General features: G+C 68.2%; 11 protein-coding genes. 2 read left to right on the forward strand and 9 right to left on the reverse strand.

The window, feature by feature from the left end; all coding sequences use genetic code 11:
• Positions 1-69 precede the first annotated feature (69 nt).
• On the forward strand, positions 70-675 hold the full coding sequence (locus C5B99_RS10165) for a hypothetical protein (protein WP_146080502.1): 606 nt from the start codon (positions 70-72) through the stop codon (positions 673-675).
• A 44-nt stretch (positions 676-719) separates the two neighbouring features.
• On the opposite strand, the gene C5B99_RS10170 is transcribed toward C5B99_RS10165, so the two are convergent.
• From C5B99_RS10170 to C5B99_RS10180, 3 genes are all read right to left on the reverse strand, one after another.
• A complete protein-coding gene (locus C5B99_RS10170) occupies positions 720-1,874 on the reverse strand; it encodes an ABC transporter permease (RefSeq protein WP_104241608.1) in 1,155 nt (384 codons plus the stop codon).
• 14 nt (positions 1,875-1,888) lie between these two features.
• A complete protein-coding gene (locus C5B99_RS10175) occupies positions 1,889-3,463 on the reverse strand; it encodes an ABC transporter permease (protein WP_104241609.1) in 1,575 nt (524 codons plus the stop codon).
• A gap of 153 nt (positions 3,464-3,616) precedes the next feature.
• Positions 3,617-5,485: an ABC transporter family substrate-binding protein gene (locus tag C5B99_RS10180; protein ID WP_104241610.1), complete on the reverse strand. Its 1,869-nt coding sequence runs from the start codon at positions 5,483-5,485 to the stop codon at positions 3,617-3,619.
• A 189-nt stretch (positions 5,486-5,674) separates the two neighbouring features.
• On the opposite strand from C5B99_RS10180, the gene C5B99_RS10185 reads away from it, so the two are divergent.
• The gene (locus tag C5B99_RS10185) at positions 5,675-6,481 is read left to right on the forward strand and encodes a CPBP family intramembrane glutamic endopeptidase (protein ID WP_104241611.1); all 807 of its coding nucleotides are present in this window, start codon (positions 5,675-5,677) and stop codon (positions 6,479-6,481) included.
• Positions 6,482-6,542: 61 nt separating this feature from the next.
• Here the strand turns inward: C5B99_RS10185 and C5B99_RS10190 are convergent, their stop codons facing one another.
• The 6 genes from C5B99_RS10190 to C5B99_RS10215 form a co-directional block, all read right to left on the reverse strand.
• Positions 6,543-7,226 (reverse strand): hypothetical protein, encoded by a 684-nt coding sequence (locus C5B99_RS10190; protein WP_146081980.1) that lies wholly within the window; start codon positions 7,224-7,226, stop codon positions 6,543-6,545.
• Positions 7,227-7,231: 5 nt separating this feature from the next.
• Positions 7,232-9,370 carry a 4-alpha-glucanotransferase gene (gene malQ, locus C5B99_RS10195; RefSeq protein WP_104241613.1) on the reverse strand — a complete coding sequence of 713 codons (2,139 nt, stop codon included), beginning with the start codon at positions 9,368-9,370 and terminating at the stop codon, positions 7,232-7,234.
• A complete protein-coding gene (locus tag C5B99_RS10200) occupies positions 9,367-9,804 on the reverse strand; it encodes a Rieske (2Fe-2S) protein (RefSeq protein ID WP_104241614.1) in 438 nt (145 codons plus the stop codon). The genes malQ and C5B99_RS10200 overlap by 4 nt, the downstream gene beginning before the upstream one ends.
• 80 nt (positions 9,805-9,884) lie before the next feature.
• Complete coding sequence (locus C5B99_RS10205; RefSeq protein ID WP_104241615.1) at positions 9,885-11,285, reverse strand: MFS transporter; 1,401 nt, start codon at positions 11,283-11,285, stop codon at positions 9,885-9,887.
• Positions 11,286-11,445: 160 nt separating this feature from the next.
• Positions 11,446-11,856, reverse strand: coding sequence for a VOC family protein (locus tag C5B99_RS10210; protein ID WP_104241616.1), 411 nt, complete (start codon positions 11,854-11,856; stop codon positions 11,446-11,448).
• Positions 11,857-11,978: 122 nt separating this feature from the next.
• A complete protein-coding gene (locus C5B99_RS10215; RefSeq protein ID WP_258063138.1) occupies positions 11,979-13,544 on the reverse strand; it encodes a cryptochrome/photolyase family protein in 1,566 nt (521 codons plus the stop codon).
• Positions 13,545-13,549: the final 5 nt, after the last annotated feature.

The following is a 13,549-nucleotide window of genomic DNA, read 5'->3' on the forward strand; positions in this document are numbered from 1 at the left end:
CCGGTGGGCTGCGGTTGCAGCGCGTGCTGTCTGGGGTGTGGGCCGTGCGGCCTCTGCGAGAATGGGCGGGTGTCCGAGCGAACCGTTCTCCGCCCCCGTATGGGTCTTGTCGTCTACGGCGTCATCGCCGCGATGGCGCTCGTCGCCGTCATCTCCGTGATGATCACTCCGGGAGCCGAGCGGCACCTGCTCTCGGTGCTGCCGCTGCCCATCCTGGCCCTCGGCCTCGGATGGATCACCCTGGTGAGCCCGAGCGTCGTCTTCACGGACGATGCGCTCGAGGTGAACAACCCGCTCAAGAAGACGGTCGTGCCCTACGGGCAGATCGAGCTCGTCGAGACGACGCGCGGCTTCACCGTCACGACGCCGGAGGGCAAGGTCAGCGCGTGGGCTGCTCCCCCGCCCGACCGACTCAGCGCTGAGCGCATGGACCCGCGCGATCCGCTCCTGTGGAAGGACCCGCGCCGGCTCACGGACGAGTCCCAGAGCATCCGCACGAGCGCGGCCCCCGGAACCTACTCCGGCGACGCTGCCGTGAACCTCACGCATCGCCGGGCTCAGCAGCAGCGAGACGCTGGAACGCCGATCGGTCCGGTCGTGCGCACCCAGAACGTGCTGAACACGGTGGTGCTCATCACGACGGTGCTCGTGGTCGGCGCGCTCATCGCCATCTAGCCCGGCGAGGACCAGGCGAGGGGCGCGCTCTGCGACGAGGCGCGTCACACATCCGCCTTGCTCGCGTCACCCGTGCTCGCGCCACCCGTGCTCGTGTCGCCCTTGGTGGGGCGGCCGTCGCGCGACGTGAGCGTGCGCCACATGCGCGACCAGGTGCCGTTGCCGGGGATCTTGCGCTGGCGCGGGTCGAACGCGTCGCGCAGTCCGTCGCCGATGAAGTTGATGCACAGCGCGATGGCGACGATGAAGGCGCCCGGGAACCAGAACAGCCACGGGCGAGTGGCGAACGCACCCTGGTATTCCTGCACGATCTGGCCGAGCGAGACGTCTGGCGGCTGGATGCCGAAGCCCAGGAACGACAGGTTGGCCTCGAGGATGATCGCCGCGCTCATGAGCAGGGTCGTGGAGACGATGACCACGCCGAGGGCGTTCGGCAGGATGTGGCGGAAGATGATGCGGCGTCCCGATGCACCGGCGACCCGCGCGGCGTCGACGAACTCGCGCTCTCGGAGCGTCAGGAACTCTCCGCGCACGAGGCGGGCGAGCGACATCCAGCCGACGAGACCCAGCACGACGGCAAGCGAGACGGCACCGTAGGCCCGGAGGACCTCGTTCTGGCCGGCGAGCTGGCCGAGGACGGCCGCGAAGACGAGCGTCGGGATGACGAGGAAGAGGTCGGTGACGCGCATGAGCACGTTGTCGACCCATCCGCGGTAGTAGCCCGCGATGCCGCCGACGATGATGCCGATGACCGCGGCGAGGATGCCGTAGATGAACATGACCGTGAGCGACTGCTGCGTTCCGCGCATGACGCGGGCGAAGATGTCGCGGCCGATCTCGTCCTGACCGAACGGGTGCGAGCCCCAGTCGAACAGGCTCACGAAGGTCGGGTTGCCGCCGTTCTCGATGGGGGCGATGGAGTTCCAGTCGTAGGCCCACCAGCCGGGGACCTGGATCTGCGTGAACTTGCCCTCGGAGAAGTCCCACCACGGCACGACGATGCCGACGGAGGTGAAGACGAGCAGCACGATGACCAGGAGGACGGCGGTCGAGACCATCGCTCCCGTGTGGCGCACGAACCGGCGCCAGACGATCTGGCCCTGGCTCAGGCCGATGGTCTCTCGCTGCTCGATGGTCAGCTCGTCCCCGGGGCCGTGCGGCTGGGGTGAGGTGATCTCAGTGAAGTTCGGAGTCGTCATAGCTCAGCCCTCTCTCAGCTCAGGCGGATTCGCGGGTCGAGGACGGAGTACAGGATGTCGGCGATCAGGTTGAAGATCACCGTGAGGGCGGCGGTCACGAGGACGTAGCCCATGAGCGGGTTGAGGTCGACGTTGCGCAGCGACTCCGAGAAGATCGAGCCCATCGCCCTCCAGCCGAAGATCTGCTCGGTCACGATCGCGCCGGAGATGATGGCTCCGACGTCGGCCGCGACGATCGTGGTGATCGGGATGAGCGAGTTGCGCAGTGCGTGGCGCATGACCACCGTGCGCTCCGGCAGGCCCTTCGCGCGAGCGGTCCGCACGTAGTCCTGGTTCATGATCTCGAGCAGGCTCGAGCGGGAGTATCGGCTGTAGCTCGCGATGGAGATGACCATGATCGCGATGGTCGGCAGCAGCAGATGCGTGAAGCCGTCGAGCATCTGCAGCCAGATGGACGGGTCGGAGCCGAGCTGCGGGCTGGATGCGCCGACCGTCGCGATCGGTCGTCCGCCGGTCTGGTCGTAGTAGCCGGACCAGGTCTGCATGACGCGGTCGATGACGAGCAGCAGCGAGACGACGAAGCCGACGATCGCCGCGTTGCCTGCGACGTTGCGCTTGTCGAGGCCGCCGAAGAACTTTCCAGCGAAGTAGGCGATGGCGGTGAAGGCGACGATGAGGACGATCGGGAACCAGGCGCCGATCTCGTTCGTCATCGCGAACTGCAGCGGGTACCAGAGCGCTCCCCCGACGACCGCGACCGCACCGGTGACGATGAGGTTGCGGCGGTGGGAGAGGCCGACCGTCAGCGCCGCGGTGATGAGCACCGTGGCGAGTCCGAGGAAGATGATCAGGACCGTGCCGAGGCCAGGGTTGCGGAACCAGTCGAGCAGCTCCATCCCGAACAGGATCGCGATGCTGCCGGCGGTGCCGGCGCCGAACACGATGGCTCGCGTCTTTGCGGGCCCCCCGATGATCGACATGAAGATGAAGCCGATGACCACGCCGATGAGCAGCAGCATCGGTATCGGTATCTGCGGGGCCTGCAGGAAGTCGTTGAAGCCGATGGCCATGTACTGCTTCAGCAGCACGGCGACGAAGAAGATCGGCAGCGAGTACGTGAGGAACGACAGGAACGTCACCGTGTAGTCGTAGCCCGAGTACTGGCGCAGAGCGGTCGTCACGCCGACGGCGACGCCGATCACGACGGCGATGAGCGTCGCGGCGGTGACGAGCTGCAGGGTCTGACCGACCGCCGAGGCGATGAGCGGTCCAACGTCCTGGCCGACGATGTTGACGCCCATGGAGAAGTTGTTGCCGAGGAAGCCGAACAGTCCGTTCGGGTCGTCGAAGGTCGGGATGAAGAACCCGAGGATGCCGCCGAGCCAGAGGAAGAAGCGGGCTGGGGCGGGCACATCCAGTTGCAGGAGCTCCACGCGCGCGGCGATGAGCTGCTCCTTGTTGGGAGCCGTGGACTCCAAGATGTCCGCGAGCGGGTCCTTCGAGATCGCGACGAGGTTGTACACGATGAAGAGCGCGCCAAGCAGGATGAAGATCGACACGAAGAGGCGTCGGAGGGTGAATCTCAGCACAGAGGTGTCCTGTTCTGGAGGAGGCATTCGGCCGGGGTGTGGCCGCGAACAGACGAGGCGGGAGTCCCGCAGTCGAGAAGACTACGGTACTCCCGCCGTCGCTTGGTCTGACCGCGCGGCGGTCAGCGCGTCGAGAGCTCGACGCTGGTGTGACTACTCAGCGGCTTCCACGGGTGCCCACTCCCAGGCGTTCCAGAAGTACTGCGGGGAGAGGAATCCGGGCTTGACGTTCGCAACCTGGTCGCTCCAGGCGACCACGCCGGGGAACTGGAAGATCGGCACGGACCAGGACTTGTCCATGATGATCTTCTCGGCGTCGACGAGCTTGCCCTGAGCCTCAGCCGGGTCGAGGGTGACCTCGACGTCCTTGAGGATCTGGTCCAGCTCGGGGTCGCTCCAGCCGTAGTAGTTGTTGATGCCGCCCGTGATGTAGTTCGGGGACGGCTCGCCGACACCGAGACCCTCGGACTGCCATCCGAAGAGGGCCGCGTCGTAGGCGTCGGTCTGCGTCGTGAGCACGGTGGACCAGTCCTCGGCGCTCGCGTCGACGATCGTGAAGCCGGCCTTCTCAGCCGAGGCCTTGATGAGCTGCAGCTCCTGCTGGCGGCGCGGGTTCGACGATGCCGTCATGAAGCGGACGGACGGGTTGGCAACGCCGGCCTGCGCGAGGAGGCCCTTGGCCTCTTCGATGGCCGCGTCGTCGCCCGAGTAGCGGTCGACGCCGCTGGCGGCGACGGAATCCTCGTAGCCGTCGGCTCCGGGGAGGAACACGAGCGAGTCGCGGGTGGTCGCATCCGGTGCGATCGGCGTGATGAGCTTCTCGACGATCTCCTGGCGCGGGATCGTGAGCAGGAAGGCCTCGCGGATCTGCTGGGCCTTGGCCTCGTCGCCGCCGTAGGTCGCGGGGTCGAAGACGCCGCCGTTGGCGACCTGGAGGTCGACGTGCTCGTAGGTGCCCTCGAGCGAGGACTCCCACTCGATGCCCTCGGTGGCCTCGAGCTGCTGCAGGAGGTCGGTCGTCGGCTGGCCGGAGACGATCTGGACTTCACCGTTCTGGAGCGCCTGCACCTGTGCCTGCGGGTCCGGGATGAAGCGGATCGTGATGGTCTCGTAGTGCGGCAGCGGGCCCCACGTGTAGTCCTCGCGGGCCGTGAGCGTCACGTACTGGTTCTCGACGAGATCCGTGATCGTGTACGGGCCGTTGGAGAGCGTCTTCTGCGGCTCCTCTGGCATCGAGGTGTAGTCGTAGCCCGTGCGGTACTCGGACGCGACCTTGCCGAGGAAGGCGGTGTCGTTGTCGTTGACGGCCGTGATGAAGGCATCCTTGGCGGCCTGCGCGTCGTCGTACTCACCCGGGTAGGCGAGCTGGACGGTGCCGTGTGCCGAGATCGCCGTCGTGTCCGGCGCGAACATGGTCTTCCAGTCGGCGTACGGCTGGTCGTAGACGACCGTGAACGACTTGTTGTCGTCGGCCAGCGTCGGAACTGCCGAGGCGAGATCGAGCTGGAGGCCGGGAGCCGGGTCGGTTCCCCAGTAGACGCCAGCGTCTGCGGCCGCGTCGATCGCGTCCTGGTTGGTGACGTTGCCCTCGTCGTCGTACTCGGCCTCTGGGACCTCGCCGGCGGAACGGTGCGTCGTGTTGGCAGCCCAGGTGAGGAGCAGGTCGGCGCCGTCGAACGGCGTCCCGTCGCTCCAGGTCACCGCGTCGTTGACCGTGTACTTGATGGTGAGCGGGTCGCTCGAGACCTCTTCGACCGTGCCGAACTCGGTGTTCTCCACGAGCTCAGGGGTCGGGTCGTAGTCGATGAAGCCGTCCGACGTGACGTGGACGATGTTGGCGTTCGCCGCGGCGTTGTTGGCCGAGGTGTTGACGTTGAACGCGAAGAACGGATCGTTCCAGGCAACCGTGATGGCGGAGCCACCGACGATCTCCGGATCGCGGTTCGGGGCGGAGCAGCCAGCGAGCACCAACGCGCTTGTGGCGACGATGGCTCCCGTGGCGATAACTCGTGATGTCCTCATAGGACCTCCTTGGGGGAAACATGGGGGTGTGAGCGTCGAAGATCCACGGACTCTGTGAATTCTCGACAAATACCCGTTGAACCTACGCCCCCGCGCGCGCGCCCTCTTGCCAATTCAGAAGATTGTTACGCACACGAAACGGGTCTTGTTCATCTCACACAAGCCCGTCGGCGTTCGTAGACTGCCGACATGTCACATTCGCGCATTGACGTCACGGTCAGTGAAGGTCCCCCACTCCTGGACCGTTCCGCGCGCATCCGCACGCGCTGGGAGATCTGGATCGTCCTCGCGCTGGCGATCCTCCCGTCCAGCCTCTACGCCATCATCTCGCTCGCCGAGCGGGCCACCCGCGACACAGCCATCGCCGACCAGACCACCACGCTGAACGCCTCCCGCGACGCCAGGCCGCTCTTCGACGCGCTCCTGCAGCTCATGAGCGTCGCCACCGACCTCGTCCCCGTGGCGCTCGTTATCTGGCTGCTCTGGACACCCACGGTCTCCGGCTTCCGGAGGCTCGGTCTGGATGCGCGCCAGCCGGTCCGCGACGTGGGCCATGGTCTCCTGCTCGCCGCCTGCATCGGCATCCCCGGCATCCTGTTCTACCTGGCGACGCGGGCCCTCGGCCTCACGCTCTCGGTCGAGGCGAGCGCCCAGGAGATCACCTGGTGGACCGTGATCCTGCTGCTGCTCGCCGCGCTGCGAGCGGCACTGCTCGAGGAGGTCGTCGTCGTCGGCTACCTCGTGACGAGACTGCGTGAACTCGGGTGGGCGACGTGGCAGATCATCGTCGCCTCGTCGCTGCTGCGCGGTTCCTACCACCTGTACCAGGGGCCGGGAATGGCCATCGGGAACGTGGCCATGGGCGCGCTGTTCTCGTGGTGGTTCCTGCGCAGGGGGCGCGTGGGTGGGCTCGTGGTCGCCCACTTCATCCTCGATGCCGTCTCGTTCCTCGGCTATCCCCTGGCGGCGGCACTCCTCCCCCAGCTCTTCACCTGAGCCCGCGGTTGGAGCGATTCGCAGGCATCCCCTGCGTGCCCTCGTCAGAGAGTGAGGCGCGTCACTGCATGAGGTTGACGTAGCGGAACGTCTGCTCGCCGTACTCCCAGACGACGTCGAACTTCTTCTTGGGCACGTCGAAGACGAGGTAGCCGGACTCCGTGCCGACCCCGTACTCGCGCTGCTCCACCGAGCCGTCCATGCAGTCCTCTGCGATGGAACCGCCGAGACGCGACTCGGAGTTCTGCTCGAGGAGCTGCAGGTCGTTCAACCCGAAGACGGGCCCGTAGCCCCCGCCGTCATGCTCTGCCCCCAACGCGCCGTAGCCTTCGACCTGCAGCTGGATGGCCACGTAGCTCCCCTTCGCCTTCGGCGCGTCCGCAGCGAGGCATTTCACGCCGAAGGAGACCCCCGTCACCGTGAAGCGGCCGACGGGCTCTCCGCTCGCGCCGAGGACGGTCGCCCACTGCCCACGGGTGAAGCGCAGCTCGCCGTCGACCGGCTTGGGGTTCTCGTTCTCGGCCACGCGCGGCGCCGCCACGACCTGCACGTTCACGGGGCTCGAAGTGGCCGTGGGAACCGGCGTCGCCCCCGGGGTGGCGATCACGTCAACCGCCTCAGCCGGGCCGGGAGAGGGCTCGGGCCACGCCGGCGAGCAGGCGGAGAGCAGCAGCAGGATGCCGAGCGCCCCGACCAGGAGGCCGCCCCGACCCCGCCGGGACCGCCAGCGGTCGACGCGCCTCATGGAGATCACTCAGATCTGGCCGAGGAGGCCGCGATCCTCGCCGCCAGCGGCGAGGCGAGCAGCTCCTCGAGCAGCACCAGACGACCACTCGCATCCGTCATCGGGACGCGCCAGTTCGGGTACTCGTCGGCCGTGCCCGGCTGGTTCACGCCGCGGCGGTCACCGGCCAGATCGGAGACCCCGACCCCGAAGAGCTGCGCCGAGGAGGCCGCCAGGTACTCGTGGAGCGCGACGACGAGATCCTCGTTGGAGGGCTCCTCCCCCACCAGACCCGCCGTCCGGAGGCGGTCCACGACCTTCGAGATCGTCTCGGTCTCCTCGGCCCTCGCCTCTTCGACGGAGCCCTCGAGGAGGCCGAGGCGCTCGCGAACGTCAAGATGCTCGAGGGCCAGGAACCCGGCCGTCGGCGGCAGATCATGTGTCGTCACCGTCGCCAGGCAGGCGCGCCGGTAGTCCTCGGCGGCGAGTGGGACACCGTCTTCTTCCCACTCGAACCAGAGCACCGAGGCGCCGAGCATGCCCCGCTCAGCCAGTGCATCCCGAGCCTCGGGCGGCACCGTGCCGAGATCCTCGCCGATCACGACGGCGCCGGCGCGCTCGGCCTCGAGCGCGAGGATGCCGAGCATCGCCTCCGCGTCGGTGCGCACGAAGCAGCCGTCCTTCGCGGTGTTCCCCTCCGGGATCCACCAGAGGCGGAAGAAGCCAAGGATGTGGTCGATGCGGACGGCGCCCGCGTTGCGGAAGACGGCGCGGAGCATGTCCCGGTACGGCGCGTAGCCGAGCTCGGCGAGCATGTCTGGGCGCCACGGCGGCTGGGACCAGTTCTGACCGAACTGGTTGTACTGGTCGGCAGGTACCCCGACCGTCACGCCACGGGCCATCGCCGCGCCGAACGACCAGGCGTCAGCGCCACCGGCATGCACGCCGACGGGGAGGTCGTGCACGACTCCCAGCGACATCCCTGCGGCCCTGGCCTCGGACTGCACCCTCCTCGCCTGCACCTCGAGGAGGCACTGGAGCCACACATGGAACTCGGTGTCCTCGGCGTGCGCGATGGCGAACGGGAGCACCTCGGCTCCGTTGGCCGTCGCCAGCTCGCGCGGCCACTCGCGGGAGTCACGGCCATGGACGCTCGAGATGGCGCAGAAGACGCCGAACCGCTCGAGTGGCTCACCCGAGGCTCGTCGGAAGTCCTCGAACTCGTCGTCGACCACGTTCGCCGACCGCCAGGTCTCGAAGAGCGCGCGCAGGGCGGGTTCCTTCAGCGCCCAGGCCTCGTCGCGGTCGATCGTGTCGATGCCGTTCCCGACGATGGCCGCGGCTGCGAGCCCCGAGAGGAGCTCGATCGTCGAGGCTGGGAGCGGCGCGCGCTCCGAGACGAAGACGGCAGCCCAGTCGATGTTGAGGATGAGGGGGTCGACGAATTGCCTCGAGGTCGGCAGGTACGGGGACGGCTCGAGCGGTGAGACCGGAGGGTTCGCGTTCAACGGGTTGACGAGCACGAAGTCGGCATCGCGCTCAGCGCCCCAGGCGGTCAGCACCGAGAGATCGCGGAGGTCGCCGATGCCCCAGGACGTGGAGGAGCGCAGCTGGTACAGCTGCGTGAACAGTCCCCAGGAGCGCTGCTCGGGCCATGGCGTGGTCCTCGGCACGACGATGAGCGTGCCCGAGTCCGCCTCCTCCACGGCGGCAGCTCCCTCGCCGACGCTGGCGGCGATCAAGTGCCAGCCCGTCGGCAGGTCGGTCGGCACGGCGAACGTGGCTCGCCCGACGAGCGCGCCGTCGATGCTGCGCGGGTCGACCCAGTTGTCGAGCTGCTCGAGCTGGCGGACGGTGCCATCCTCGAGCCGAACCTCTGCGGTGACGGCGCTGCCGTGCGGCACGTGGATGAAGACGCTCGCGGAACTCCCCGCGCGCACGGTCGTGCAGGCGGGCACCGTGCGCCGCCACGGACGCTCCTCGAAGGCGACGGTCGATGAGGCCACCTCGTCATCGGTGTTCGCCGACAGCCCGAGCGCATCGAGCACCGCCGCCAACGTTTCCGGCGACACCTGCTCCTTCTCGCCCCGCCAGCCCCAGTACTCGACTTCCAGGCCGGCGTTCGACGCGAGGTCGCGGATCGCCTCGATGTTGGTGATGCTCACGAGTATTCGACCTCAGTTTCGGTGACGGTGACGGTGCGCGGGGCGAGGGCCTGGTTGGCTGGTCCGGAGACGGGCTCGCCGGTCCTCGTGTCGTAGTGGCTCGAATGGCATGGACAGATGATGTGCTCCGCGGTGACCTGCGAGACCGGGCATCCCTGATGCGTGCAGATCGAGCTGAAGGCGAAGAACTCGCCAGCCGCCGGCTGCGTGATGACGGTCTCAGTGGCTGCGACGATGGCCCCACCGCCCACGGGCACCTCGGTGAGCGGGATGGAACCGCTCGCCGCCGCAGCGGCTTCTGCAGCGGAACCGCCGGCACCTTCGCTGTCTGGCCCTCCGCAGCCAGCGAGCAGCGCCGCCGTCGCGATTCCTCCGCCGACCGCCGCGCTTCCCCGTATGACCCCGCGTCGTGAAGGATCCTGTCGTTCGCTCACGGCTCCAGGCTAGTCGGCGACCGCCTCGGTCGAGCTGCGGCGCGCGCGGTCCGCGCACGGAGCACGGGCTTCGCGCAGCGCTACTCCTCGAGTTCGGTGCCCATGAGCTCGGGAAGGGTGAATGCCGCGGCGGCCGCGAGGAGGAAGGCCGCCGAGAACACGCTGAAGACGAGCACGCCTCCGCCGGCGGCCAGCATGACGGGGACAAGCAGCGGCGCGATGATCGACGCGATCCTGCCGAAGCCTGCCGCCGCCCCCGTTCCGGATGCCCGCAGTCTCGTCGGGTAGAGCTCGGGTCCGATCGCGTACAGGGCACCCCAGGCGCCGAGGTTGAAGAACGACAGGCACATTCCTGCGGCCAGGATGGTGCCTTCCGTGGTCGCGAAGCCGAACCAGAAGGCGGCCCCCGCCGAGCCGAGCAGGAAGATCGCGAGTGTCGCCCTCCTGCCGATCCGCTCGATGAGGAAGGCGGCTACGACGTAGCCAGGCAGCTGCGCGAGCGTGATGATCAACGTGAACTCGAACGACTTCACGAGCGTGAACCCCTGGCCGACCAGCAGGCTCGGGATCCAGATGAACGCGCCGTAGTAGCTGAGGTTGATGCAGAACCACACCGCCCAGAGCGCGGCCGTCCTGCGGCGCAGCGCGGGAGCCCACAGGTCACGCCACCGCGCCGGCCGCGCGCCGGACGCCGCACTCGCGCGCTCAGCGGCCTGCGCGCGGTCCGTGGCCTCGACGGCCGACGCTTCCGGCGCATCCACCCCCGCCGACTCCTCGAACTGCCGAACGGCGCGTTCGGCCTCCCCGTATTTGCCCTTGCTCTCCAGGAAGCGCACCGACTCCGGCAGCCCGAAGCGCACGACGACCGCGTAGATCGCGGGCAGCAGACCCGTCAGCAGCGCCCAGCGCCAGCCGTCGTCGGACAGCGGGATGATGAAGGCGCCGATGAGCGCGGCACCGATCCAGCCCACGGCCCAGAAGGCCTCGAGCAGCACGACGACTCGGCCGCGGATGCGCTTCGGCGCATACTCGCTCACGAGTGTGGACGCGACGGGGAGCTCAGCCCCGAGCCCGAGGCCGACGACGAAGCGGAGCACGATGAGCGCCGCCACCGACGCCGCGAGCGCCGAGGCTCCCGTCGCGAGGCCGTAGATGAGCAGCGTGGCGGCGAAGACCTGACGCCGGCCGAGCTTGTCGGCCAGCAGACCGCCGAGGCTCGCCCCGATCGCCATCCCGACGAAACCGATGGACGCGATGAACGAGAGCGTCGTCGCGTCGAGACTCCACTGCACCGCGAGCGCGGCCATCACGAACGAGATGAGGCTCACGTCCATGGCGTCGAGCGCCCAGCCGATGCCGGAGCCGAAGAGCAGCTTCCGGTGCCTGCCCGTGAACGGGAGCCGGTCGAGGCGCTGGTTGCGCGTGAGGGGTACCTGCGGTGCTGCGGCGGCGGGGCTGTCTGCCGGGCGAGGCTCGGTCATGTGCGTATCCAAGGGTGCGGGAGTGGAGTGGACGCCTAACCGTGCCAGACGGGAAACGGCTCCACCAGTCCCCGTGCCGCAATCGGCAATGGAGCCAGGTGGAGCCGAGGTGCCGAGAGGTCACGCTCGGCGTTCCCCTGTGGGGGTTGGCGTCGGGTGGCTACGCCTCGGGCGCGGCCATGTGGAAGACCTCCCACAGGTGGCCGTCGAGGTCATCGAAGGCGGCGCCGTACATGCCGAACTCGTTGGCTTCCGCGGGACGGTGGATCTTCGCACCACCCGCCTCGGCCTTCGCCGCGATCTCGTCGACCTCCGCGTCGCTGCCGAGGAGCAGGGCTGTTGTGCTCTCGTGACGGTTGCCACCGAGGATCGCCTCTGCCCCCTCGGGGAGGAAGCCCTGGAAGCGCTCCGTCTGCAGCAGCATGATCGCCACCTGCTCGCTCACGACGATGCAGCTCGTGCTGTCATCGGAGAACATCGGATTCACGGTGAAGCCGAGGCCGACGTAGAAGTCGGTCGCCGCCTTGACATCGGCGACGGGGAAGTTCGGAAAGACCATGGACGCGCCCATGAGCGGCTCCTTTGCACGTGGATCATGTGATGACGGGATCTTGAGATGACGCGGTCCTCGTCGTCTCACGATCCTAGGAGGAAAATGCGGGATTCGGGCCTTGCGGTGGCCGGCTTCTCCGCTCAGCGGTCCGCGTCTGCCGATGCTGCTGACGGACGCAGGATCTCGGCCGCGGTCGCCAGGTGCTCGGCCCGCTTCTCCGGCTCCATCCGGTCGAGGAGCGCGACGGTCATCTGGGTGCGAGGGTTCCTCGCGAACACCGCACGATGGTCGTCCACGAAGGCCCAGTAGAGGGCGTCCCACCGAGCAGTCCAGTCGCCAGCGGGCAGGTCGGACATCTTGCGCAGGTAGTTGCTGCCGGAGACGTACGGCTTGGTCGTGATGTCCGCGCCCGCCGCGAACTGGCTCATCGCGTAGACGTTCGGCACCATCACCCAGTCGTAGGCGTCGACGAACAGCTCCATGAACCAGCGGTAGACCTCGTCGGGGTGGATGCGCAGCAGCGACATGGCGTTGCCGAGCACCATGAGCCGCTCGATGTGGTGGGCGTAGCCGGTCTCGAGGACACGGGAGATGACGAGGTCGACCGGCTCGAGTCCTGTCGTGCCCTGCCACCAGCCGGGGGCCAGGCGCCCGTGATGCTCCAGGGCATTCGAGGTCCGCAGCTCTCGACCGCGAACCTGGTAGGTGGCCCGCATGTACTCGCGCCACCCGATGACCTGGCGGACGAAGCCCTCGAGGGAGGCGAGGGCTGTCTCCGTGTCGGCCGCATCGAGCGCGGCTTGGACGACCTGCCTCGGGTCCAGCAGGCCGATGTTCAGTGCCGGGGTCAGGAGCCCGTGGTTGAGGAAAGGATGCTCGCTCGAGATCGCATCCTCGTAGGGCCCGAAGTCGCGAAGCCGCTCCCGGACGAACTCCGCCAGGTGACGTTGGGCCTCGTCGGCGTCCGTCGGCCACACGAACGTCGTCGGGTCGCCAGGGGCATCGGGGAACTCGCTGCCGACCCACGCGATGGCCTCCTCGACGTCGGCGTTCCTAGGCTCGGCGCTGCCTGCCGCCGGCTCGTCCCCCAGGAGCGCGTCGAGGTCGAACGTCCCCTCCCGCTGCAGCACGGGATGCCCCTCGAAGCGCGCGACCTTCGGTGGCACATACCCGCGGGGCAGCTTCTTGCGGTTCTCGGCATCGAACGACCACCGCCCGCCGAGGGGCTCACCGTCCTCGTCGAGCAGAAGACCGAGTCGCCGGCGCTGCCAGATGTAGAAGGCGTGCATGCGAGCATCGTTGCCCGAGAACCACGCGTCGATTTCGGCTCGCCCAGTGAGGAAGTTGGGCGACTCGAGCTCGTCGTCGCCGCTCCACGTGTAGCCACCAGCTTCGAGCGCGCCGAGGAGGTCGCGCTCGAGCCAGTCGTCGACCACGTCGAACCACGTGACCCGGCGAGGCGCCTCGCGGCGGATGAGCTCGGCCAGCTGCCGCTTGGAAGGCAGCTCCTTCCTGCTCTCGAGGTACTCGACGGCGAAGCCGTGCCCGGTGAGCCTCTTCGCGAACCGCGCAAGGGAGGCCCGGTGGAGGACCAGCTTGTGCGAGTGGAATCGGTACTGGCGGAAGAGGAGCTCGTGCTCGATCAGCACGAAGCGGGTGCCGACCGGCGCTGCGAGGTGCTCCTCGAAGAGCTGGTTCGGGAACACCAGGC

This window comes from Pseudoclavibacter sp. Z016 (genome assembly GCF_002931215.1).
Classification (GTDB): domain Bacteria; phylum Actinomycetota; class Actinomycetes; order Actinomycetales; family Microbacteriaceae; genus Pseudoclavibacter.